The following is a 23,426-nucleotide window of genomic DNA, read 5'->3' as shown; positions in this document are numbered from 1 at the left end:
TTTTTTCTGATTGGTACGAATTCCGGGGTTACCAAAGCAAAGTCCGTAATACAAAGTTGCACTTTCCGTGATTAAGTGCTTTATTTTTTTTCGTAAAAGACTTATTATTATATAATTATATATTCATAGTCCTAGTTTTCTTCATTAACATTCAGCTTTGCACATATCATGTCAGCACCCTTATTATCAGCTCTTTATTACTATCAATGAGAAGTACCAACTACCATTATTATTAATATTTAACTATATTCATCTGATGATATTTCATATTTAGAAAATGAATTATATTAACCTACTACTGAATTAAGTGAGGCACGAATTCAGATAGATTAGTAATTATTCCCTGCTCACGGCGAAACCCAAGGGCAGCACCCTCACCGCACCAAAATACGCCCAATTGGTACTGCCGCCCATTAGCATCTTGGGGTAGGTCCGCGAAACGCTGATAGACCATTGGCTGCAAAGCGTACTCGCCGGGTACTGCGGGTGCTGCTACAGTGCCTTTCAACTCGGCTACATCCTGGCCTTCGCGGCCTAACACCGGCTTGCGAACCTGATGCCCTGAAAGCTCTGAGCGAGATGCCTCAAGTAATAATGGGTGATGCGGATAACACAGCCACAGCCAAGCCAGAATTGCTTTACTTTGAAACAGCAGGGTATATGCCGGGTTGGCAACCATCACGTCGCGGCTTTGTAGTAAGCTCACTAACGAGCTGGTCAGTTCCGGCTCTTCATCGGCCAGAACCTCCCACGGCACTAGCTTGAACAGAAAGCCAAACCGCTGCCACTGTTCAGGTCCTACTTCGGCCCATACACCCCGCTCCTCCCCTGCTGTGGCCACCTGCATGGCATCAACCGGGCATATGTGTACATCGGTGAAGCCGGCCCCTAAGGCGGCTTCGGCTAGTACGGCGCAGTTGGTAGCGTCTTCGGCACTGTCGGGCAAATGCACCAGCAATAAAGTAGGCTCTAGGTCGTCGTTTAACTCCAGCCAGCGCCCCAGTTGTTCTTGTAGACCTTCAAAAAGGCCATTGGCCTGACGGTCATCATCGGACAAACCGGCTGCTACTAGGCTGGCCCACTGCATTACGGCCGTTTCCGGAATGCTGGTGGCCGTATCGGCGTTGAACTCAATAAGCTTGGGCCCTTCGGGGGTTTGCGCTAGGTCAAAACGGCCGTACAAATGCCAATGACGGTCATCGTTCCAGGAGTGGCGGACGGCTTCCCATAATAGCTGCGGGATGGCTAGCTCCTGAAGCAAAGAATCAGGAATAGGGTCCGGGATGCTGTTTACCAGCATTTCATATAGGATATCCGCCGCTTGTAGCAAGGCATCGGCCTCAGCCTCCAGCAATTGTACTGCCTCGCGGGCTACGTAGTTCGCACAGGCTTCTTCTACCGCCCAATCCCAACCAAGAGCCCGCACTGCGGGAGCAACATCGCCAGAAAGCGGCAAAAGTTTAATAGGTAAAGCCACAATAAGGAAGGTATCAGGAGGAATGCGCTTGTGATTTCCACACGAATAACTACTGGGTACTTACAAGCCGTAAGCCACCTAGTGATACGGAAAACAGCGCGGATGTAGCAGGGCTTTTACTAGGCAAAGTTAGCCGCCAAACCCACCGCCATATCCGCGGCTACCAAAACCAGAGCTGCGGCCCGAACTAGGCGCGGTGCTTCTTACGTTGCTGCGGCCATAGCCCGTGCTGCGCGTAACGGTTGTGCTAGGTCGAATTCCGGTTGAAGCCGCTGAGTTACGGCTGCCAGTGAAACCACGGCCGAAAAATCCTCTTCCCCGGTCTCGCTCATTGGCAACGCGCCCGCGCCAGCCGTTGTTTTGCTGAATAATTCCGGGGTTGGCATATGCCCCCACGTTAGGCGTAAGGAAGCGCCCGGCCATATACCCAATGCCACCCCACATCAGGATGTCCATCATGCCGGTGCCGCCCGCGCGGTTTTCGGGGTTAACGCGGGAGTAGTCCTGCATTTGCTTTTGCAGCGCTTGGCCCTGGAGCGTATCTACTTTGCCATCGAAATGATGCAGGATAGCCGCTACTTCTTCCTTGCCGGCTGGCCGCTCCGCCGTGATTTTCCACTCGCCGGGCTTCACCTCGGTCATTTCCGTAATAACGCCTTCTGAGTACGAGTCGCCACTTCCCCAGTCGCCTTCGGCAGCGGTGCGGTCGGCTTCCGATGAATTGCCGGAGCAGGCCGGTAGCATCAGTCCCAGACTGGTAGCGGCCGCCACAAGCAGCACGTTACGGCGCCAGTCGCTGAGTTGGTAGTAAGGCTTGTTCATAGCAGAAATAGAAGGAAAGAGAAAGGGGCTCGAAGAATAGAACAGGCATACGCTAACGACGGTTCAGCCTGTTCCAGTATGTTTTGGGCTTGATTCGGAATTAAAAAAGCGTCACTACTCCCACAAAGGGTAATGCTCCAAATTCACTTCCTGCCCGAAGAAAATACGGGTACTTTCCTCGAAGGACCGAGTGAAATCCGATACGTAAAAATGATGCACCGGGGTACTGCCGCTGGGCTTGGCTGCTAGCTTGGTTGAGGTCAGATACTCCTTCACGTGAGCTGCTACTACATCTGAAGCATCCAGCACTTCCGTGCGGCCTTGGTAAAACGCGGCTATTTGCTGCTTAATGAGGGGGTAGTGCGTACAGGCCAGTACTAGCGCTTCGATATCCTGAAGCGCTGGATTGGACAAGTAGGCCTCAATGATATTGCCGGCAATGGAGTTATCGAAGAAGCCTTCCTCAATCATGGGGGCTAGTAGCGGGGTAGCTAGGCTGCACAGCTGCACACCGGCGTCCAAATCGTCAATCTTCTTGCGGTATACGTTGCTGTTTACTGTTTGCTTGGTCCCAATCAGCCCCACGGTGCGGCCCGCATATTGCTTGCCGATATAGGCCACAATAGGGTCAATCACATTCAGGACACGGGCTTTGGACCCCACATATTCGCGCACCAGTTCATACGCCGCTGCCGAGGCTGAATTACAGGCAATCAGAATAACCTTACACTGCTGCTTGAGCAGCAAATCACAGATTTTGACGGAATACGCCTGAATAGCGGCCGTGCTTTTATCGCCGTAGGGCAAGTGAGCGGTGTCGCCGAAGTACACAAGCCGTTCATGCGGCAGCACGCGGTTCACGGCCCTCGCTACGGTAAGGCCTCCAATGCCACTATCGAAAATACCGATAGGACGCGTAGTAAGATCAAGAAGAGAAGATGCCATTGCGCCCCAAAGGTACAAGGTGTTTGCTAGGCATGGTACTTACCCCAACCTGCCATCGGGCGCATAGTGCAGCTCTCCCAGCTCCACTAGGTTGCGCAGTAGCTCGGTAACGATGGTAGCCTGGGCCGGAGAAAAATGCGCGAGGACTTCCCGCGGCGTTTTCGGCGCGGCTTTCACCAGCTGCACCAACTGTTCACGGAGCTCTTGCGGTGGCGCAGCAGCCTGTCTAGCCTTCTTTTTGGCCAGGCAGAAATCACAGACGTGGCAGGCTGCGGCATTGAGCTCGCCGAAGTATTCCAGCAACAACTGCTGCCGGCAGCGCCCTCCAGCCGCATACCGAATCACCGACTCGGACTTATGTAGGGCTAGTTCGCGGGCTTGAGTAAGGCGCTTCTGATCCAGCGGAAGCTTGTCGGCATCGAAGCGAGGAGTGGTAAACAAGGCCTGCGGCGACTCATGCTTGGGCTGGTACTGAATGATACCCGAACGATGCAGAAACACCAGCATTTTGCGGACATCTACCACACTTAGGCGCAAGTGCTGGGCTAGGCTGTTCTCGGAAATCCGCTGAAACCCCGCAAACAGCTCGCCCCCATTAAAACGCAGCAGGCTCTTGATCAGCTGATCATGCTGGACGTTGGAAACCTGGAAGCGGTACAAGTCATTGTGGTCGATGGGAATATGCACGCGGGCCGGGTTGTTCACGGCTTCGTTTAGCTGCACGAATCCTTCACGGCCTAAGGTGCGCAAACTATTATGCGCGTCCAGCGCCTTGATGCGGTAGGTTTCGGCAAACTGCTGCATATCAAAGTCGAAGGCAACCAGCTCGCCCCCTCCTACTGCCGTGCGCGAAAAGTTGGCCAAGGCCTGGTACACGCGGCGCACAGTGTCGAGGGGCGGATAGGCCTGCTGCGTGCGGCGGCGCAGTTCTGTGGCATCGTTGGGCCCTTGCAACAGCACAGCAAAGGCATACTTCTCGTCGCGGCCGGCGCGGCCGGCTTCCTGGTAATATGCCTCTAGGGTGTCGGGGGCTTCCAAGTGCACTACGAGGCGCACATCAGGCTTATCAATACCCATCCCGAAGGCGTTGGTAGCCACAATACATCTAGTCTTGTTCTGCATCCAGTCTTGCTGGGTGCGGGTGCGCTGCTCACTAGGTAGGCCTGCGTGGTAAGGTGCAGCGGCCACTCCTTGCTGGCGCAGGTAGGTGGCGGCTTCCTCCGTTTGGCGGCGGGTACGGGCATACACAATGCTGGTTTTCTCGGCCCCTACCCCCTTTATCACTTCAAAGAGGCGCTTAAGCTTGTCTTCGGTACTGAGCACTGAGTACGACAGGTTAGGCCGCGCGAAGCTCTGTTGAAATACGCGGTGGCTCGCCCCAAATTTTAGCTTCTCCACAATATCGGCGCGCACCTGCTCGGTAGCTGTGGCCGTAAGGGCAATACAGGGCACTCCGGGCAGCAGCTCGCGCAGCTCCTGAATACGCAGGTATGGCGGCCGAAAATCATAGCCCCATTGGGAAAGACAGTGGGCCTCATCAATGGCAAGCAAGCTCACTTTCATCTTACTCACCCGGGCCCGGAACATATCCGTCAGAAGACGCTCAGGCGACACATACAGGAACTTCACCGGACCATACACGCAGTTATCCAGAGTCTGGTCGATTTCCTGATGGCTCATGCCCGCGTACACCGCTTCTGCTTTAATGCCGCGCTGCCGTAGGTTTTCCACCTGGTCCTTCATCAGCGCAATCAGCGGCGACACAACCAAGCACAGCCCGTTGCGGGCTAGGGCGGGCACTTGAAAACAGATGCTTTTGCCCCCACCCGTAGGAAGCAGTGCCAGGGTATCTTGACCCGCCAGTACCGACCGGATAATATCTTCCTGCAAAGGCCGAAACTGGGTATGCCCCCACGTTTGGCGCAGCACGTGCAGAATATCATCGGTAGGGTGAAGCATGGAGGCAAAGGTAACGTTGTACTAAGCCTCAGTCCACAAAAAAGCCCGACTCCAGAAGAAGTCGGGCTTTCGAAACGATATATAGTGCGCAGCTTACGCAGCAGCCGACTGACCATTCTCACGGTCGTCAATAGCCTTCTTCAGCTTGGCAATAGCTTGCGTAGCACGTTCCTCGTCCAGACGATTGATGTTCAACAGCATCTTGGTCTTTTCAGGACGAGTGATCACCGGATGATTCAGCAGACGGATAATTTCTTCCTTCTGTGCAGCCGAAGCATACGTAGGCGCCGGCGACTCAGCTACCAAGGCTGCCTCAGCAGGTACTGCCTTCATAGCAGCGGGAGCATCAACAACAGCTACCGGAGCAGGCGTTACTACCATGGCAGGCTGAGCAGTGGGCGTGTTACCGCCATACTCCATTTCCTCAGCCGGGGTAGGCTCATAACCAGCCGCCCGAATAATCCAGGCCAGAATGTTACGGTAAGCTTTGCCTATGGCTCGGGTCTGAGCCATGCTCATGATGGCAAACTCCTGGTAGAACTTCTTGCCCTGCTCTTTATTCGAGCAGATAGCGAAGCCCGCACCTACGGTGTGGCCCGACTTCATGTCGAACAGCGTCACCTTGGCCTGATATTTAATTTCCTGCTCGGTAGAGACGTTAATCACGTGGTCCACGATCGGCACAATGCCCAGACGCGAACCGGCATACTGCCAGCCTTCCACGTTCACAAACTCCTTACCCTGCACCGTGGTGCTGAGCTTGTTGTCCTTGATGAATTTAGCAAGGTCCGTCGCCAAGTGCAGCGTCTCGTCGGAGCGCGAGATGTCAAAGCTCTCCACTTTAGTCTTACGAACCGGCTCTTTGATGTTCTTAGTTGCTTCGCTCATGGCGTCTTTCCTTTTATGTCCTGTAGTACCGTATTGTGTTACGTGAATATAACCAACCGGCCCACGAAAAGGTGCAAAAAGCGACGTTTTTATATGTATTTTTTCTTACTGATTATCAATAAGTTACAAATAATATTTCTAACCGGTTTAGCTATCTGCTTTTTTTAGTCTTTCCCTACTCCTCTCTATCCTTTCCTCGGTGCTTTGGCCGCTTCTTATGCCTAGTAAAACGCTAGCCTGCCGCCGCGCACCGGAAACGCAACAGCAGGCTTCTCCTCACGGTCCGGGGCAACAGCGGACGCATGTCCTAGTTCAAAAAAAGAGGAGTAGCCTAGCACAACACTAAGCTACTCCCCTGAAAATCAATAGTAAATAAAGAAAGTTCCTAGACTGTTAACCCTCCCAAATAACGCCATCCTTCATGGTGATCTTGCGGTCGGCCATTTCGGCTAGCTGGTCGTTGTGAGTCACAATCACGAACGTCTGGCCTAGCTCTTTGCGCAGCAGAAAGAAGATCTGGTGCAGTTCCTGGGCATTCTGCGAGTCGAGGTTACCGCTGGGCTCGTCGGCAAAAATGATTTCGGGGGAGTTAATGAGGGCGCGCGCTACAGCGGTCCGTTGCTGCTCGCCACCGCTCATTTCAGAGGGCTTATGGTCGGCGCGGCGCTCTAGATTCAGCATCCCAAGCAATTCGCGGGCTCGCACGCGGGTTTCCTTTTCTGAGCGCCCCGCCAAGTACGCTGGCAAGCACACATTTTCCAGGGCCGTAAACTCAGGGAGCAGGTTATGAAACTGAAAGATGAAGCCAATGTGCCGGTTCCGGAAGCGTGCCAGATCAGAGCGGCCCAAAGAACTCACCGATTCGCCATCGAACAGCACTTCGCCGGAGTCGGGGTTATCGAGGGTGCCCAAAATGTGCAGCAGCGTGCTTTTGCCGGCTCCTGAAGAACCAACGATGGACACGATTTCCGATTTCTCAATCGTGAGATCAATGCCCTTGAGAACTTCCAGCGTGTTGTAGCTTTTACGGACGTTGATGGCTTGCAGCAAAACGGGACTAAGTAAAGTGAGCCGAGGGTACGGCAACAAATCTACGGAATGTAGCGGGTTGCGGTAGTGCCCACCTTCGGAAACTGTCAACCTGCGCCGCCAAGCACGCAGTTAGCCGCCACAGTTTGTCAGTTGCTTTCCTTAAACTAGCCCTACTTTACTGGCTGTATGCTGCTACCTATGCCCCTTTTCAAACTCTCTGTGCGCCACTGGTTGCCTTGGGTTTTGCTGTTCTTAGCTGGCGCGGCAGCTATACTGTGGTGGCAACGGCCGCAGCCGCTACCCCCTTCCCAAGCGTATACCGCAGTTGCTAGCCCTCCGGCTAACCCCAACCTTATGCGCGGGGTAAGCTGGGTGGCTGGCGACTCAGTTTCCGCGCTTGACCTTGAGCCATTGGTACGCGCCCACGCCACTTGGATTGCCCAAACGCCCTTTGGCTGGCAAGCGGGAGCCGCCACACCGGAAATTCGGATGCACACCGGCACCGGTAACCGGGGTTATTGGGGGGAAAGTGACCAAGGCCTGATCATGACCAGCCAGCGGGCCCGCCAACGCGGTATCCGGACGCTGCTCAAGCCGCACGTATGGCTGCGCGGCGGTAGCGGCTCCTGGCCCGGCGACATCAAGATGACCTCGGAGGCTGATTGGCAGCAGTGGTTTGCCAGCTACTCAGTCTTTATACTGCACTACGCCGAACTAGCCGAGCAACACCAGATGGAAGCGTTGTGCATTGGCACGGAGCTACAACACAGCGTAGCGCATGAAAAAGAGTGGCGGGCCCTGATCAGCAAGATTCGGAGTGTATACCACGGGCAGCTTACCTACGCCGCCAATTGGAACGCAGAGTTCGAGCAGGTTCAGTTTTGGGATGCACTCGACTTTATTGGCATTCAAGGATATTTCCCACTTAGCACCACTACACGACCTAGTAAAGAAGCCTTACTTACCGCTTGGCAAGGACCACTGCGCCGCATCAAAGCCATCCAGAAGCGTTTTAGGAAGCCTGTTGTCTTCACCGAAATCGGGTACAAGACTACCCCCGACGCAGCCATTGAACCCTGGGCCTGGCCTGACCGCACGGCCGTGCTAACTGCCCCCGACGAAGCCACCCAAGCCGCCTGCTATGCGGCGATGTTCGAGACCTTCTGGCACCAGCCTTGGTTTGGCGGCCTGTTTATCTGGAAATGGTATCCAGGTCTGCAACCCGATGGCTCCGCCCGCCGCCACCTTGATTTTACGCCCCAGCACAAGCCCGCCGAGCAGATACTCACTGAATGGTACAGCAAGTAATCTGTTGCCGTTTATAAGGAGCCGCTTGTGTGTTGCGAGAACATCTCAACTGCTCATGCGCAACTGGCAACGGGCAACTCATATCCCGGTTCTGAGCGTGGTTTTCGGCTTGAAAAGGCAAAAACTACCAACTGCTACTAGGTACCTGGCAACTCACAACTCATTTCTGCCTACTTTCGCGCCTAGTAAACCACCCCGAAACCCCCTCTTAACTGACCTCTATGAACATTCACGAGTATCAGGGCAAAGACATTCTGAAGCGCTACGGCGTACGCGTGCAGGAAGGCATCGTGGCCGATACGGCTGAGGAAGCCGTAGAAGCTGCCAAGAAGCTAACCGAACAGACCGGCACCAGCTGGTACGTTATCAAAGCCCAAATTCACGCTGGCGGACGCGGCAAAGGGGGCGGGGTGAAACTCGCTAAAAACCTGGAGCAGGTGAAGGAAATTGCCGGTCAGATTATTGGCATGCAGCTCGTTACCAAGCAAACCGGCGCCGAAGGCCGTAAAGTGCACAAAGTCCTGATTGCCCAGGACGTGTACTACCCTGGCGAGTCGGAAACCAAGGAATTCTACATGAGCGTGCTGCTGGACCGCACTACGGGCCAGAACGTTATCATCTATACCACCGAGGGCGGCATGGATATCGAGGAGGTGGCAGAAGCGCATCCCGAGAAAATCCACCGCGAGCATGTAGATCCACGCGTGGGTCTGCGTCCCTTCCAGGCCGCTAAAATTGCGTTCAATCTGGGCCTAACCGGCGCAGCACAGAAAGAGATGGTGAAATTCGTAATGGCCCTCTATAAGGCTTACGATGAAACCGACTCAGCCATGTTCGAAATCAACCCTGTGTTGAAAACCTCGGACGACAAAATTCTGGCCGTCGACGCCAAAGTAACCCTCGACGAAAACGCCCTCTACCGTCACAAAGACTTTGTTGAGCTGCGCGACACCAACGAGGAAGACCCCTTGGAAGTAGAAGCATCTGCCTCGAACCTGAACTATGTGAAGCTTGACGGCAACGTAGGCTGCATGGTGAACGGTGCTGGTCTGGCTATGGCAACCATGGACATCATCAAGCTTTCGGGTGGCGAGCCTGCTAACTTCCTCGACGTAGGGGGTGGAGCTAACGCCCAGACCGTAGAAGCTGGTTTCCGCATCATCCTGAAGGATCCGAATGTGAAAGCCATCCTCATCAACATCTTCGGTGGCATCGTACGCTGCGACCGGGTTGCTAACGGGGTAGTAGAAGCCTACAAGAACATCGGCGACATCAAAGTACCGATTATTGTACGTCTGCAAGGCACTAACGCCGAGGAAGGCGCCCGCATCATTGATGAGAGCGGCCTGAAAGTATACTCTGCCGTATTGCTGAAAGATGCTGCGCAGAAAGTAAAAGAAGTGTTGACTGAGCAAGGCCTTGCCTAGGCTTTAAGCAACTTCTCTACCTAGTAAAAAAGCCCATCCGGTATCACCGGATGGGCTTTTTTCTTGCCTTATCGCTTTGCCGTGTGAAACGGGGTAGCGACCTATATATAAGGCCGTAGCCTTCTTTACTGCACGCCGCCTTTTTCAGCAACGCCGGCATTTTCTTCGGCCTGTACCGGCAGAGGCTCACCCTGCACGCGCAATTCCACTTCCATGTTGCCGCGGGTACCTACTGAGTACGGGCAGATTTTGTGCGCCTGGCGAACCATCTCCACTGTTTTGTCGTGGTCAAACGATTTCAGGTCCACGTCCAGTATGGCGCTCAGGCCGTAGCCTTCCCCTTCCTGAAACAACGACACCGAGCATTTAACTTCTGTTTGCGGGTCAAGTTTATCACCGGCGCGCTGGGCAATCACCAATAGTGCCTGCTGAAAACAGGAAGAGTAGCCTGCCGCAAATAACTCCTCAGGGTTAGTAGCCCCCTTTTTGCCCCCCAAGCCTTCTGGCACCGACATATCCAGATCAATAATGCCAGTAGCGGAGCGGACATGGCCGCTGCGGCCGCCAATTGCCGTTGCATCGGCTGTGTACAGGGTCTTTTTTTCAGTGCTTGCCATATAAGAATAGATTCAGTGTGTGTTGGTAGTGCTAGTTAACTGTACTGACGTGCCGAAGGTTACTCTTCGGCAGTGTAGGATTTTGCTGAAAATGCAGTATACGGTTTGGCAGCGCCGCATTTTCTCTCTAGTTTTGCCACCCAATCCCGGGTTGCGTAGTACAACGGATAGTATGGGAGCCTCCGAAGCTCTAGATCTAGGTTCGATTCCTAGCGCGACCACATTCAAAGCCATTACCTGTGCAGGTAATGGCTTTTTTATTTCTATGCCTTCCTAATTTTCATCTATTCGCTAGCTCACTTTTCAAGTAACCCTGAAATATCAGCCTCAACAGTAGCTTTTAGCCTAGTTTGAAAATTAACTTACTACTATTTAAAGTTATTTTATTACTATTATAGTATTCTCAAGGTTGCTGGCTTTCTCTCTGTGTCCTAGCCTGTTGCCCGCCGGAAACCGTTCTTGTCCTTGTGTTCTCTTACTGCAATGAAAAAGCTGTTCTCCTTTGCCTGGGTTTATCTGCTGTTGCTGATTATCCTGAGTGGTATTATTGGGTGGCAATCAAGTACCTTCTTAGCAGGTGCGGCTCCGGAGCATAAGCTCAAAAAAAGCAAGAAGGTAAAGAAAACCGAGACGCAACGGATTGACTCGTTAGTAAAATGGACCTCGCGGTACCGACTAAAAAACCCAGACGCCGAGGTATTTACCCGCTCGCATTACATAGATAAGTCGACGCTGAAAGATATCCTTAATAACACGGAAGGCATCCGGATTTATCCGGCTATTGACAGCGCCGGCGCAAACCGACTGGTGATTGTGGGGGTGGATAAAAACGGAGATGACACGTTTCAGTCAGTAGGAGCCGAAACGCTGGTTGAAACCAAATTCCTGGCGTATCCGGTTGAGAAATGCCCCCAAAACTGCGACTACAAAAGCATACTTAAGTAGCGGCCTGACTACGTTCTCAGTACCTACCGTAAATGGACACCTCAGCAGCCCTGCACGCGCTTAACCGGGCACTGGAGGCTGCGCCTCTGGTACCATTTGCCTGTGCTTGGGTGCGCCGGCATCAGATTCCGTATGCGTTCCGGCCAGTATATTACTTTGTGGCAATCAAAACGAGTTTCTATTTTCTGGATACGTTTAGCCGCATCGTGTTCCGCAACAATGTGTATCTCTATCACCTGAGCGCGGTGGTGATGGTAGTGCTACTCGCGCGTACCTATCTGCGGCTGGAACCCCAGCGGTTTCGGCAACTGGTACCGGCCGGCGTCTGGCTTTTCGCGCTGGTGGCAATGCTTGATGCAGTAGCCCTCAATGGGTTGTTCAAGGACGTGAATTCTTATTCGCAGGCATTTGGCTGTGCGTTCCTGATTATTCTGGCCATTCTGCACGTAGTGGACCTCACGCGCAACGCGGCTACGCAGGAGCTGGAAGCCCAGCCCGATTTCTTTCTGTGCGTGGCTACACTGGTGTACTGCTCCAGCTCTATTGTCAGCTACGTGGCCCTCAACATCGTGTACAACTCGGGTTATGACCGGGAAACTGTTATGCGTCTGGACACGCTTATCAGCAGCCCCGACACGCTCCTGATGGCCGTTCAAATGGGCTTGCTGGCCTGGATGTTTCATTTTTTTCCGTTGAGCGTGCAGCCACGGCGGGCCCTACCGGCTTGGCTGCATTACAGCAATTGGCACCGGCGACCTTATAAGCTGCTGGGCCGCCCAATTTCCATTTTGATGTTTTCGCGCCGTCGCAAGTCAGCGGCCTGAAGCTGATAGTGCCCTAGTAGTTCCCTCCGTGGCCGGTTGTCCTAGGTCATGAAGCGGTTGAAAGTGTTGCCCAACTTGAAGAGTGGCTACTATGCCCGATTCCTTACTACCTCTGCTGCTCATCGGCCCGATCCTGCTGCTACTGGCACTAGGGATGGTGGGGGTATTGGTGCGGGAGCATCGGCGGCGGCTGTTGCAGGAAAAGGAAAAGCAGCAGTTGCTAGCTCACCAGAACGAGCTACTGGAGCAGCAGGTATCGGCGCGCACGGCGGAGGTAGTAGCCCAGCGCAACAGCCTGGAGCTGGCGCTGCTGGAGCTGCGCAACACCCAAACCCAGCTGGTACAGCGCGAAAAAATGGCGAGCCTGGGCGAGCTCACGGCCGGCATTGCCCACGAAATTCAGAATCCGCTCAACTTCGTCAATAACTTCGCGGAGGTGTCTAGTGAGCTGATTACAGAGCTGGAAGAAGAGCAGCAAAAGTCCGTCTTACGCTCTGAAACAGAAACGGAGCTGGTCGATGATCTGAAACAGAACCTACTAAAAATCACGCAGCATGGCCAGCGGGCCGCTGCCATTGTACGCGGCATGTTGGAGCACTCGCGCAGCAGCAGCGGCGAGCGGGCTCTCACCGACCTTAACCTGCTGGCAGAAGAATATTTGCGCTTGGCTTTCCAGAGCATTCGGGCCAAGGACAAAGCCTTTAACTGCACCCTCACTTCCCACTTTGATGCCGAGTTGGGCCTAGTAGAAGTGGTGCCCCAGGAAGTGGGCCGGGTGCTGCTGAATCTATTTACCAATGCCTTTTACGCCGTGCGGCAGCGACAAAAGCAGGCAGAGCCTAGCTACCAGCCCGAAGTCGAAGTCAATACCCATGCCTTTCCTGGAAAAGTGGTAATTGAGGTGCGCGATAATGGCACCGGAATATCTGCCGATATCCGACAGAAGATATTTCAGCCGTTCTTCACCACCAAACCTACCGGTGAGGGCACCGGCCTGGGGCTCTCGCTTAGCTACGACATCATCACCAAGGGTCATGGCGGAACGCTTACGGTCAGCTCACCCGACGGCCAATGCACGGAGTTCTGCATTAGTCTGCCCCGGTAAGTACTACCCCCTATCTGGGCAGTAAGCTGGCTGTAAATACATGTTTAAATAAAAGCCCAACAATACTATTATATGATGAATTTTATTTATATTTTTACTTTACGGCGAATAAAGCTTGGAAGCAAGCAGGAACCCTGGGCGTGGCCAGTACTGGCTTTCGTGTTGAGTTAGTGAGTGGTTTTGCCCAGAATAGGAGCTGGTGGCACCCTTCCACCGGAGGTAGCGCGCACACGAAAGTGAAAAGCGGCTGAACTGATTAGCGCGGAGTTTTAAGTGAGTTTACTGCTTGTGCTTAGGGCTGTGATTTACGCCACGGCTGGGGGCTAGCAGCTTTACCCAAAGAACTTTAGCTTCCTGAGTCCCCTACCCTGGGCGGTTACACACCTATTTCAGGCTGAGTACGATGCTTATTGAGCAACTAATTCCGCCGCGGCTACGAAGCCGAAGGTTTCCTCGGCGCGTAGTGAGTCCGCCCATGGGGGTACCGCTGCCGGCCGAGGCCCCCGACCACCGCCTGTTCTACCGGATGTCGTTTCGGTGGGCGCGGCAGTTTGTGGTGAACGGGGGCCTACTGCTGGCCGGCATTTTTTCGGCGGCGCTGGGGCTCAAGGGCTTCCTGCTTCCCAATGGCTTTATTGATGGTGGCGTAACCGGCATTTCCATGCTGGTCAGCCACGTTACGGGCTTCTCGCTCTCTATCCTTATCGTTCTGATTAACCTGCCGTTCATTATCCTGGGCTACTTCCAGATTGGGCGCAACTTTGCCTTCCGTACGCTGGCCACTATTCTGTTGCTGGCACTAGCGCTGCTGGTGTTGTCGTTTCCTTCGCTCACGCAGGATAAGCTGTTGATTGCCGTGTTTGGCGGATTTTTCCTGGGGGCCGGCATTGGGCTGGCCATGCGGGGCGGAGCCGTGCTAGATGGCACCGAGATACTAGCCGTGTATATCAGCCGGAAGCTGCCCGGCTCCATCGGCGACATCATCCTGGTTATCAACATCCTCATCTTTGGGGTGGCCGCCTGGCTGTTGTCCGTCGAGACGGCGCTGTACTCTATTTTAGTGTATCTATCGGCCGCTAAAACCGTTGATTTCGTGGTATCGGGCATTGAGGAATACACCAGCCTGACCATTATTTCAGCGCACAGCGAGGCCATCCGGCAACTTATTACCGATAAGCTACGGCGCGGCGCCACCGTGTATGAATGCACGCGTGGCTTTGGCTCGCATGGGCACCAGCACATGCGTATGGAAACCATTTACACGGTAGTGACGCGGCTGGAAGTGCTGGCCATTACCGATGAGGTTCGTAAGATAGATCCACACGCTTTTATTGTGATGCAGAGCGTGAGTGACACCCGAGGTGGATTGGTAAAGAAAAGGCCCCTGCACTAGCCCCCTTCCTGTCCAAAACCGATGCGCTGCATGGGTTTTGGCCACCTCCTCAATCTGATTTCTGATGGAAAACTGGCAGCGCATTCTGGGTGTCCGTTCACGCGAGGCAAAAACCGTGTGGCTGTTTTTCCTGCACAATTTCCTGCTGGGCATTGGCACCATTTTCCTGTATGTGGCCGTCACGGTTATTCTGCTCGACCACGACCCCGCCCGCAATTTGCCACTAGCCTATACCCTGAGCGCGCTGGCCTCGCTGGCCGGCGGACAGGTATATAGTTACTTTGAGCGCAAACTGGCCCTGAAAAAGCTGGTTACTAGAACCTTGCTGGTAGCGGCGGGCTTTGCCGGGCTGCTGGCCATATTGCTGCTTGCTGGCCCCACCGTGGGCGTGGCCATTGCCCTGCTGACGCTTTATCACCTGATTTACCTACTCACGACGCTGGAATTCTGGGGCGTGTCGGCGGTGGTGTTTAACGTGCGGCAAGGGCGCCGACTGTTCAGCCCTATCAGCGCCGGCGATATTCCGGCCAAAGCCTTGGGGGCCTTATTGGCGGTTTTCATTCATAACCAGGTTGATTTACCCTCATTGGTATTGCTAGCGTTCGGGGCATATCTGGCCGCATTGTTTACCCAGTACCTCACGCTTCAGTCGCACACGGCAGCTGCAGCCAAGCATCCCGTACCCAAGCTGGGCAAGCCTCGGGTTTCGTTCTGGCAGCAATTGCTAGGTAGCAACCCTATGGTAATCACCATGGGACTGAGCATGCTGGCGGTAGCGGCCGTAGCTACGGGCATTGAGTACTTCTTCCTGGTGTCCGCCCGGCAGCAGTTTGCGGCTCAGGATACCCTAGTGCGCTACCTGGGCACGGTACTAGCTCTCACTTACGGCCTAGCCCTGCTCGGGAAGCTGCTGCTCACCCGCCATGGCCTCGATAAGATGGGCTTGCACCGCACCTTGCTGCTGCTGCCGCTGGCCACGCTGGGCGGGCTATTGCTGGTAGGTGGCATACAGGCGGCTCACTTCGGCCCTGGTGGCTATCTAGTGTATTTCTGTGGGTTGTATCTGGGGCTAGAAGTGCTTCGGCGCGCCGTGTTTTCGCCGGTGTTTCTGGTGTTGCTGCAGCCTTTGCCGCCGGCACAGCGGCTGCAGGCGCACACACTGGTTAAAAGCTTTTTCGAGCCCCTGGGCCTTGGCCTGAACGGTTTGTTACTGATGATTATGCGCGGCTCCCCGATACTGCAGCAATGGGGACCGTTCCTTTGGATGGGCGCTATGCTGCTGGGGGCCGTGCTGCTGCTGCGCCGCACCTACCAGTATTACCTTACCGAGCTTAAAGCTATTCTGGCCCGCCGCTTTCCCTCTGAGCTACCCCAGCCGGCCCCCAATAGGGCAGCGCTTTCAGTGTGGTTTACTACTGACCTGATTCGGGTGCGGGAAGCGCTGGACCACCATGAGGCCAGCCTGCACACCGTGGCGTCAAGCCCCGAGGCCACCGCTCCGGACCCAGAAATGACCGACCTGCAGCCCTTGTCAGATGCCGACCTGATCCATCCTGATCTGAAGGTGCGGCAGCAGGCCATCTGGAACCGCCTGACTTTGGAGCCCACCTATGCGCCGGCCCTCGACAGCCTGCAGCAGCTGGTAGTCTCCGATGCACCCGAAGCCCGGCAGGCAGCCTTGCTACTCATCCAGTTTCTGGAGCCGTCCCAACAGGCTGCTCTCCTGAACTCCTGCCTGCGCAGCACCGACCACGCGCTGATGCAGGCGGCCAGTCAGGCAGCTACGCGGGCTCCATCGGTGGAGGTTGTGCACCTGCTCACGGCGCTGCTCCAGGAGAAAACCATGCGTAAGCTGGCCGCAACTACGCTGGTGCAGATGGGCCCGGCAGCCCTGCCCACGCTGGAATCTATGTTGCACCGCGAAACCGACTACCCCCTACTGCGGCGGCTGGCCGGTATTTGCGCCCGCTTGGGCACTCCCGGCAGCCGCCACGTGCTACTTACGCTGGCGCAGCAGGCCCATCTGACGCGGCGGGCCGCGGCCTTGCACGCCCTGTCCGGCGTGGAGCCGGTGCAGGCCGATGCGCCGTTGTTTCAGCACCTGATGCAAAAGGAAATGCGCTTGGCCCAGCAGCTACTGCACGGTATGTTGGGCGCGAACATTGAGCTGCGTAGCTGCCTGAAATACGAGCTGACCAAGGTGGAGCAACGGCTCTTCAGTCTGCTGCTGCAACTCTACGACCGGCAACCCATTCTGGAAGCTAAGCGCGGCCTGGCCCGAGCTATTCAGGAGCGGCACAGCAACCCGCTGGAGGCGCTGGAAAACCTGCTGCCGCGGCCCCTGTACCACGGCTTACAGGCCTTGGTTGATGTAGGACGGCTCACGAAAAAAGTGCAGGCGCTGGATGGGTTACTAGGTCCGCTTTCGCCGGAACCTATCATCAATGTTATTCTGGAACGGGGGCAGGAGGTATTCTCGCCCTGGACCATCAGTGTAGCCTTGCGCCAGTGGCAGCCTACTCCTGCCACCGTGGCGCAGCTGCACGAGTACCTGAAGGCCACGAACCCGCTCGTGCGCGAAAGCGCCGAAGATGTGCTGCAGCTGCTGCCGGCCCGCTACCCGGCCGTGCACGAGCACTGGACTACCCTATATCCGCCTGCCGATGCGCCGCCGAAACTGCCACCTGCCCCGCCGCGCGTGCCCACCATCGACCGGCTTTTGCTGTTGAAACACACCACCTTGTTTGCTGAAACTTCCGAGAACGTGCTCAGCAACATTGTGCCCATCATGAAGGAAGTACCGTTTCACGAGGGCCAGCAGATCTTTGCCAAAGGCGACCTGGGCACTTCCCTGTTCATTATCTATGATGGCGAAGTCGGCATCTTTAATGAGGAACAGCACCTAGCAACTTTCCACCAAGGCGACTTTTTTGGGGAGCTGGCGCTGCTAGATACCGAGCCCCGTTCCGCTACGGCTACGGCCCAGAGCGAGGTGATAACCCTGCGCCTGGATCAGGAAGACTTCTATGATGTGATGGAAGATTGCGACGAGGTGCTACACAACATTCTGCGGGTGCTGTGCCAGCGGCTACGGCTGCAGAACGAAAAGATCAAGAACCTTTCGCAGCCGCACCCGGCCTAGGGTGCACAGCAAGCAACAAAGGTTCTTCGCGCCCATTAACGGTCCTGCTCCGCAGAACCGTTCTATTCACTAGGGCAACTTACTACCCCAACCTCAGCACGGAAGCTGCGTCGGCTGGACTCCGCATGACGATCTTTACTTATCAGTAGCACACCAACCTGACTATTCGGCCTACGCAACCACCTCGTACACCATAACGGGGTGAGCTTTGTTTTTCAGCTTTACTTCCCCCATGGGCTGGCACTGAAACGACTCCTTGACCCGCTGATACGTGGCCTCCGTGATAAGAATCTGGCCGGGTTGCGCAATGGACTGCAGGCGCTGCCCCACGTTCACGGCATCTCCAATAATGGTGTAGTCGAGCCGTTTCAGGGAAACCGCGCCCACATTGCCCGATACCATTTCGCCGGCATTAACCCCAATAGATATTTCTGGTTGGTAATCAAGGCCATTGAGGGAGATGTTGCAGGTGGTTTGGAGCAGGGTACGCACCGCCAGGGAGGCATCAATAGCCCTGTCTAGGTGGTAGGGGCCACGGAACACGGCCATCACGGCGTCGCCCATAAACTTATCTACGTAGCCACCCTGCGCAATAATCTCCTTCACCATCTGGTCGAAGTACGAGTTCAGCAGCTCGATTAAGGCGGCGGCGGGCATCTTTTCAGCAAGCTCCGTAAAGCGACACAGGTTCATGAAAGCCACCGTGGCCTCAATGGTTTCGCTGACCAGCAACTGGTTTTCAAACCCGGGCCGAGCCACAAAGTTGATGACGGTTTCATCGACGTACATTTTCAGGATGTTGTTTTCCTGGATGGCCCGCAAGGTTTCGCGCAGCTGCTGAACGTGGGCAGCCGTTTTCTCAATGGTTACTTCTAGGTCCTGAAACTCGACGGGTTTGGTCACGAAATCGAAAGCGCCGCGGTTCATGGCCGTCCGGATATTCTGCATGTCGGCGTAGGCTGATACTATCACCGTCTTCAGGACCGGATTGAGTTCCTGCAGCTTGGTGAGCAACGTCAGGCCATCCATCACCGGCATCTTGATATCGCTCAGCACAATATCAAAGTCGGGGCGCTGGGCTAGGCAGTCCAGCGCCTCTTGGCCGTTGTGGGCAAAGGCAAACTCATAGTTTCCTTCCCTGATTTTGCGGCGGAATTTCTGTTTGATGAGCAGCTCCAAATCGGCCTCATCGTCTACTACCAGAATCTTGATTTTCATGGGCCAGAGTAGATTCAGAGCTCGTGGAGGGGTAGTAATTTCTGGCGCAGCATGTTGAAGTCGAGCGGCTTTACCAGAAAATCGTTGGCTCCCAGCCGCATAGCTTCCTGGTAGCTGGCCTCGTTGCCGTAGGCCGTAATCATCATCACCTGCGGGGGCGGTGTGGGGTGGTCGCGCTTGATGTAGCGCAGCAGTTCCAGGCCGCTCATGCCGGGCATATTGATGTCGGACAGAATCAGGACCACCTCTGAGTAGTGGCCTTCCTGCTTTAGATACGCTAGGGCCTCTTCGCCGGTAAAGGCAAAGGCAAATGAGAACACGCCGCTTCTGATTTCGCGGCGGAAGCGCTGCTCAAACAACAGGCGCACATCGGCTTCATCATCAACCACCAGAATTTTTATCATGACACGCTATGTTGGGTGGGAACCTCATGCCCGACGGGCAGGCACACCGTGAATTCCGTGAACTGGCCCTCTTCCGTCTCAACGCGCAAGGAGCCATGATGGATTTTCGTGACGATATCATAGCTCAGGGAAAGCCCCAGGCCAGTGCCCTCGCCGGAAGGCTTAGTAGTGAAAAACGGCTGGTAGATTTTCTCCACTACTGAGGCCGGAATGCCCGTACCGTTATCATGCACCGCAATCTGCACACCGTCGTCGGTGCGCCAGGTTTTCACGGTTACGGTGGGCTTGTATCCGGTTTCTGCTAGCTGATGGCGCTTGTGCACGGCGTAAAAGGCGTTGTTGAACAGGTTGAGCAGCACCCGGCCCATATCCTGCGGCACCACTTCTACTAGGCCCAGTTCGGCATCAAAGTGGGTTGTAAGAGTAGCGTTGAAGGAGGGGTCTTTGGCGCGCAAACCGTGGTAGGCCAGGTGCAGGTACTCGTCGCAGAGGGCGTTGAGGTTGGTAGGCTGCCGCTCGCCGGTGTTGGCTCGGCTGTGCTCCAGCATATTCTTCACAATGGAATCGGCACGGTGCCCATGCGTGTGTATTTTCGCCAGGTTCTGGGTCAGCTCCTCCAGCAGTTCGTTGGCATACTCTTTTTCGCGGGCGGGCAGCGCCTGCAACGGGCCTTCCTTGAGCTCTAGTAACAGCTCCACGGCCACATCAGCGAAGTTATTGACGAAGTTGAGGGGGTTCTGGATTTCGTGGGCAATGCCGGCCGTGAGCTCGCCTAAGCTCGCCATTTTCTCGCTTTGCACCAGCTGGTCTTGGGTGGTTTGCAGATAGTTGAGCGTGCGCTGCAAGGCGGCCGTACGCTGCTGCACCTGCCGCTCCAGGGTTTCGTTCTGGTGGGCCAGCAGCACCTGCTTTTCGCGCTCCTGAGCCATCGTTTGCTCCGAGAGCTTGTTTACCTGATTCAGCTTGATTTTCAGCAGCCGACTATCCAGGGCAAACTGCCGGGCCAGAAACAGCGAAATGGCCAGCACCGGGCTCAGAAATGCCGGAAACGTAAGCAGCGTATGCACCGGAACCGACAGCACCTGCACCTGCAGCCACTCATAGTTGAAGCGGGCCAGCGTAGCGAATACCACCAGCAAGACCAGCGCAATTGCAAACCCCGTAGCAATAATGCCGGCCGCCCGTATCCGCTGCCGCATAGCCGCCAGCGTAAGTCGCAACTGTTCCGCCGAAACCAGCACCATAAACGCTACCGTGGGGTACCAACTCAACTGGTGGCTAAACGTGAGCAGCGCTAGGCTTATACCGTTCGCAATCCAAAGCCCGTAGTACAGCCTGCCCCGAGGCACATCAAAGAGGCAGTACAGGGCATGTACGGCCAACACCCCACCTGTTTGCAGACTTATATAGGAAAGAATATCGAGGACCAGCCGCATATCCAGCCGGTGCACCTCATCCAGGAAGCCGGTGCAGCAAAAGCTTACGGATACCGCCAGCGTATAGAGCGTAAAGTACAGATTGGCGCGCTGCGCAGGGTTATAGAGAAAGAAGGCCAGATGCAGCATGCTCAGCAGCAAAAAGATGCCAAACAGCAGCATATCGGAGGTTTTGAACGTGGCCTCGCGTTCATTGTACATCACTACCTGGCGCAACCCATCTAAGTGCGCCTTAAAAAACAGCGGCACGAAAAAGTCGCTGAACGTGGTGAAACCGGGCCATTTGGCGTAGCGTATGGCCAGCACCTGCTCCGGCTGATTGCTGAGTGACAGCTCAATCGGCTCTCCATCGGGCCAGTAAGGCAGCACCTCACTGGGGTCAGGATGAAGCACGCCGTAGCGCCGTACCAGCTTGCCATTAAAGTACACCTCAGTGGCCGCAAACTGGTACACCCGCAGTGCTAGGGCATGGTGGCGCAGCTCCGGCGCAATCCGGAAACGCAGCCGCAACCAACCCGTTTGCCCCAACTGAGGAAGCAGGCGCGGGCGCTCCGTAGGGTTAATGGGCCGCCAGTTGTCGTCATTGGCCTTGGGGCGTGCCCACGCAGGATTGTGCCCTGGCATGTACTTCCAGCCCCGGTTCAGCACAATCCCGTCGGGCGGCATGGTGGTAAACGTAAGGGTTGGCTCCATGCTTTCGGCCTGCACCGAAATCACCCGCATAGCAATGGCCAATAGCAGCAGGATACAGGCTTTCATGGCGCGGGGTGGATAAAGGCTTTTTGATAGCAGCACTCAGTGGGCCAAATGCTTAAGTAGTTTTTAATTATAAATATAGTATTATTAAATAGGAATTTATTTCAGGAAATTATGTGTCATTTTGTGCACACGCAGAGCTAGCGTGGCGCTTTATTTCCATCCCCTTATCAACTTACCTTATGCTTGCTCCCGTGCCTACCCCACCCCAAGCTACCGCTCCACCCTTTTGGGCCGGGCTAAAGCAGTGGGCCAGGGAGCTGTGGCTGCGGGCCATTAATCTGGGGGTGCTGCCTACACTTACCGTATGGCAACTCAAGCGGGTGCACTTGCTCAATGGCATCTGCTGGATAACTATTCTAATTTATGCTGGCTATGTGGTGCTGTACTTTAACTCGCCGGATTGGGTAACGTTCCGGGTGTGCGTGGCCGGGCTGGTGCTGCACATTCCGCCGCTGTTCCTAAATTACTACCACCGCTTCGATGCCTCGGCGTACTACAACATCCTGAGCGTAACGGTTATTTGCGGAGCTACGGCCATCGTCAGGCGCCACGATGGCGTGGAGTTTTACCTGATTACCAACAGCATTGTGGCCATGCTGTTCTTCCGCACGTTCTGGAAGCTAGCGTTTCTGTTTCTGGTGAACGTGTTGGCCTACTTCGCGGTGCGCCACGCCATGACCCTCGTCACGTACTCGCTGTATGCGCCCAACAGTGCGTATTTCTACAACGTGAACGTGGCCTTATGCTTCCTGACGTTGTTTCTGGTGGTGTACTACTTCCGTAGCGAGAACCTGGAGCAGGAAAAGCTACTTACCAGCCAGAATGAGTCATTGGCGCAGTCGTTGCACCATTTGCGCACCACCCAGGCCCAACTAGTGCAGCAGGAAAAGTTAGCCTCGCTGGGGGCTCTAACCGCCGGCATTGCCCACGAAATTCAGAACCCGCTCAACTTCGTTACCAACTTCTCGGAGGTGGGCCAGGAGCTGGTGCAGGAGCTGCGCGAAACCCTGGCCAAGGAACCGCTATCGGAGGAAAGCCAAAAAGCAGTACTACCTACCCTCGACGACTTAACCCAAAGCCAGCAGCGCGTGAGCGAGCACGCAGCCCGGGCCAGTAGCATTGTACGCTCGATGCTGCTGCACTCCCGCGCCAACAGTGGGGAGCGGCGCCCCACTGACCTTAATGCCCTCTGCAACGAATACCTGCACCTAGCTTACCACGGCCTGCGCGCCAAAGACCCCTCCTTCAACGTTACGCTCTCCACTGATTTCTCGCTGCAGCTTCAACCCCTTGAACTGGTAGCCGAAGATATTGGACGCGTGCTGCTGAACCTGTTCAACAATGCCTTTTATGCCGTGAAAAAGAAAGCCGAGCAGATGCCAGCCGGCTCTTACCGGCCCACGGTGGCCATTTCTACCCGCCGCGAAGGCTCCATGGTGTTGCTGAACGTGTATGACAATGGCACCGGCATTCCGGCTACCATGCTAGACCAGATTTTCCATCCATTTTTTACTACTAAGCCACCGGGCGAAGGCACCGGCCTGGGCCTTTCGTTAAGCTACGATATGGTAACGAAAGGCCACAACGGAACCCTCACGGTAAAGTCGGAAGAAGGCAAGTACAGCGAGTTTACGGTGTGCCTGCCCCTAGCAGCTACCCCCACTACGCCAGAAGCCCCGCCCGATGAAAGCTGAACCACCCTGCCCACGTGGCAGGCAGAAACGA

The 23,426-nt window shown here is 55.2% G+C and carries 18 protein-coding genes and 1 tRNA gene; 9 read left to right on the top strand and 10 right to left on the bottom strand.

Translation table 11 applies throughout. The features are described 5' to 3' along the window. Nucleotides 1-295: 295 nt before the first annotated feature. The 6 genes from ACYVGU_RS03490 to ACYVGU_RS03465 all read right to left on the bottom strand — a co-directional run bounded on the left by ACYVGU_RS03490 (nucleotide 296) and on the right by ACYVGU_RS03465 (nucleotide 7,141). Nucleotides 296-1,456 carry a glutathionylspermidine synthase family protein gene (locus ACYVGU_RS03490; RefSeq protein ID WP_460620920.1) on the bottom strand — a complete coding sequence of 387 codons (1,161 nt, stop codon included), beginning with the start codon at nucleotides 1,454-1,456 and terminating at the stop codon, nucleotides 296-298. Nucleotides 1,457-1,606: 150 nt separating this feature from the next. Beyond that, nucleotides 1,607-2,299 (bottom strand): hypothetical protein, encoded by a 693-nt coding sequence (locus tag ACYVGU_RS03485; RefSeq protein ID WP_460620919.1) that lies wholly within the window; start codon nucleotides 2,297-2,299, stop codon nucleotides 1,607-1,609. Between the two features lie 114 nt (nucleotides 2,300-2,413). Beyond that, on the bottom strand, nucleotides 2,414-3,244 hold the full coding sequence (gene murI, locus ACYVGU_RS03480; protein WP_460612451.1) for a glutamate racemase: 831 nt from the start codon (nucleotides 3,242-3,244) through the stop codon (nucleotides 2,414-2,416). 39 nt (nucleotides 3,245-3,283) lie between these two features. Continuing rightward, complete coding sequence (locus tag ACYVGU_RS03475) at nucleotides 3,284-5,203, bottom strand: RecQ family ATP-dependent DNA helicase (protein WP_460620918.1); 1,920 nt, start codon at nucleotides 5,201-5,203, stop codon at nucleotides 3,284-3,286. Between the two features lie 93 nt (nucleotides 5,204-5,296). Then, the gene (locus ACYVGU_RS03470) at nucleotides 5,297-6,091 is read right to left on the bottom strand and encodes a hypothetical protein (RefSeq protein ID WP_460620917.1); all 795 of its coding nucleotides are present in this window, start codon (nucleotides 6,089-6,091) and stop codon (nucleotides 5,297-5,299) included. A gap of 393 nt (nucleotides 6,092-6,484) precedes the next feature. Continuing rightward, the gene (locus tag ACYVGU_RS03465; RefSeq protein WP_460612454.1) at nucleotides 6,485-7,141 is read right to left on the bottom strand and encodes an ABC transporter ATP-binding protein; all 657 of its coding nucleotides are present in this window, start codon (nucleotides 7,139-7,141) and stop codon (nucleotides 6,485-6,487) included. Nucleotides 7,142-7,477: 336 nt separating this feature from the next. Here ACYVGU_RS03465 and ACYVGU_RS03460 point away from each other — a divergent pair, with 336 nt between their 5' ends. Both ACYVGU_RS03460 and sucC read left to right on the top strand, forming a co-directional pair. Next, nucleotides 7,478-8,431 carry a glycoside hydrolase family 113 gene (locus tag ACYVGU_RS03460; protein ID WP_460620916.1) on the top strand — a complete coding sequence of 318 codons (954 nt, stop codon included), beginning with the start codon at nucleotides 7,478-7,480 and terminating at the stop codon, nucleotides 8,429-8,431. A 221-nt stretch (nucleotides 8,432-8,652) separates the two neighbouring features. Continuing rightward, nucleotides 8,653-9,858, top strand: coding sequence for a succinate--CoA ligase subunit beta (gene sucC, locus ACYVGU_RS03455; protein ID WP_460620915.1), 1,206 nt, complete (start codon nucleotides 8,653-8,655; stop codon nucleotides 9,856-9,858). Nucleotides 9,859-9,983: 125 nt separating this feature from the next. On the opposite strand, the gene ACYVGU_RS03450 is transcribed toward sucC, so the two are convergent. Then, the gene (locus ACYVGU_RS03450) at nucleotides 9,984-10,475 is read right to left on the bottom strand and encodes an OsmC family protein (RefSeq protein ID WP_460620914.1); all 492 of its coding nucleotides are present in this window, start codon (nucleotides 10,473-10,475) and stop codon (nucleotides 9,984-9,986) included. Between the two features lie 149 nt (nucleotides 10,476-10,624). Between ACYVGU_RS03450 and ACYVGU_RS03445 the strand changes: the two genes are divergently transcribed. The 6 genes from ACYVGU_RS03445 (at nucleotide 10,625) to ACYVGU_RS03420 (ending at nucleotide 17,884) form a co-directional block, all read left to right on the top strand. Then, nucleotides 10,625-10,696, top strand: a tRNA-Arg gene (locus ACYVGU_RS03445). A gap of 262 nt (nucleotides 10,697-10,958) precedes the next feature. Continuing rightward, on the top strand, nucleotides 10,959-11,420 hold the full coding sequence (locus tag ACYVGU_RS03440; RefSeq protein ID WP_460620913.1) for a hypothetical protein: 462 nt from the start codon (nucleotides 10,959-10,961) through the stop codon (nucleotides 11,418-11,420). Between the two features lie 32 nt (nucleotides 11,421-11,452). After that, on the top strand, nucleotides 11,453-12,244 hold the full coding sequence (locus ACYVGU_RS03435; protein ID WP_460620912.1) for a hypothetical protein: 792 nt from the start codon (nucleotides 11,453-11,455) through the stop codon (nucleotides 12,242-12,244). A gap of 91 nt (nucleotides 12,245-12,335) precedes the next feature. Then, the gene (locus ACYVGU_RS03430) at nucleotides 12,336-13,349 is read left to right on the top strand and encodes a sensor histidine kinase (protein WP_460620911.1); all 1,014 of its coding nucleotides are present in this window, start codon (nucleotides 12,336-12,338) and stop codon (nucleotides 13,347-13,349) included. Nucleotides 13,350-13,812: 463 nt separating this feature from the next. Beyond that, nucleotides 13,813-14,742 (top strand): YitT family protein, encoded by a 930-nt coding sequence (locus ACYVGU_RS03425; protein ID WP_460620910.1) that lies wholly within the window; start codon nucleotides 13,813-13,815, stop codon nucleotides 14,740-14,742. Nucleotides 14,743-14,806: 64 nt separating this feature from the next. Beyond that, nucleotides 14,807-17,884, top strand: coding sequence for a cyclic nucleotide-binding domain-containing protein (locus ACYVGU_RS03420; protein ID WP_460620909.1), 3,078 nt, complete (start codon nucleotides 14,807-14,809; stop codon nucleotides 17,882-17,884). Nucleotides 17,885-18,055: 171 nt separating this feature from the next. Here the strand turns inward: ACYVGU_RS03420 and ACYVGU_RS03415 are convergent, their stop codons facing one another. The 3 genes from ACYVGU_RS03415 to ACYVGU_RS03405 are packed head-to-tail and all read right to left on the bottom strand — an operon-like array spanning nucleotide 18,056 to nucleotide 21,701. Further along, nucleotides 18,056-19,102: an adenylate/guanylate cyclase domain-containing protein gene (locus ACYVGU_RS03415; protein ID WP_460612463.1), complete on the bottom strand. Its 1,047-nt coding sequence runs from the start codon at nucleotides 19,100-19,102 to the stop codon at nucleotides 18,056-18,058. A 14-nt stretch (nucleotides 19,103-19,116) separates the two neighbouring features. Then, a complete protein-coding gene (locus ACYVGU_RS03410; protein WP_460613128.1) occupies nucleotides 19,117-19,503 on the bottom strand; it encodes a response regulator in 387 nt (128 codons plus the stop codon). Then, entirely contained in the window at nucleotides 19,503-21,701 is a 2,199-nt protein-coding gene (locus tag ACYVGU_RS03405) for an ATP-binding protein (protein ID WP_460620908.1), read from the bottom strand. Before ACYVGU_RS03405 ends, ACYVGU_RS03410 begins: the two co-directional genes overlap by 1 nt. A gap of 179 nt (nucleotides 21,702-21,880) precedes the next feature. On the opposite strand from ACYVGU_RS03405, the gene ACYVGU_RS03400 reads away from it, so the two are divergent. After that, nucleotides 21,881-23,395: a sensor histidine kinase gene (locus tag ACYVGU_RS03400; protein ID WP_460620907.1), complete on the top strand. Its 1,515-nt coding sequence runs from the start codon at nucleotides 21,881-21,883 to the stop codon at nucleotides 23,393-23,395. Nucleotides 23,396-23,426 lie beyond the last annotated feature (31 nt).

The sequence above is a fragment of the Hymenobacter tenuis genome (assembly GCF_054780495.1).
This window is presented reverse-complemented; position numbering and strand designations above follow the sequence as displayed.

Coding starts and splice junctions, on each gene's coding strand:
- ACYVGU_RS03400 (WP_460620907.1), top strand. CDS start 21,881: ATGCTTGCTCCCGTGCCTACCCCACCCCAAGCTACCGCTCCACCCTTT.
- ACYVGU_RS03470 (WP_460620917.1), bottom strand. CDS start 6,091: ATGAGCGAAGCAACTAAGAACATCAAAGAGCCGGTTCGTAAGACTAAA.
- ACYVGU_RS03415 (WP_460612463.1), bottom strand. CDS start 19,102: ATGAAAATCAAGATTCTGGTAGTAGACGATGAGGCCGATTTGGAGCTG.
- murI (WP_460612451.1), bottom strand. CDS start 3,244: ATGGCATCTTCTCTTCTTGATCTTACTACGCGTCCTATCGGTATTTTC.
- ACYVGU_RS03420 (WP_460620909.1), top strand. CDS start 14,807: ATGGAAAACTGGCAGCGCATTCTGGGTGTCCGTTCACGCGAGGCAAAA.
- ACYVGU_RS03450 (WP_460620914.1), bottom strand. CDS start 10,475: ATGGCAAGCACTGAAAAAAAGACCCTGTACACAGCCGATGCAACGGCA.
- ACYVGU_RS03485 (WP_460620919.1), bottom strand. CDS start 2,299: ATGAACAAGCCTTACTACCAACTCAGCGACTGGCGCCGTAACGTGCTG.
- sucC (WP_460620915.1), top strand. CDS start 8,653: ATGAACATTCACGAGTATCAGGGCAAAGACATTCTGAAGCGCTACGGC.
- ACYVGU_RS03435 (WP_460620912.1), top strand. CDS start 11,453: ATGGACACCTCAGCAGCCCTGCACGCGCTTAACCGGGCACTGGAGGCT.
- ACYVGU_RS03460 (WP_460620916.1), top strand. CDS start 7,478: ATGCGCGGGGTAAGCTGGGTGGCTGGCGACTCAGTTTCCGCGCTTGAC.
- ACYVGU_RS03405 (WP_460620908.1), bottom strand. CDS start 21,701: ATGAAAGCCTGTATCCTGCTGCTATTGGCCATTGCTATGCGGGTGATT.
- ACYVGU_RS03430 (WP_460620911.1), top strand. CDS start 12,336: ATGCCCGATTCCTTACTACCTCTGCTGCTCATCGGCCCGATCCTGCTG.
- ACYVGU_RS03475 (WP_460620918.1), bottom strand. CDS start 5,203: ATGCTTCACCCTACCGATGATATTCTGCACGTGCTGCGCCAAACGTGG.
- ACYVGU_RS03440 (WP_460620913.1), top strand. CDS start 10,959: ATGAAAAAGCTGTTCTCCTTTGCCTGGGTTTATCTGCTGTTGCTGATT.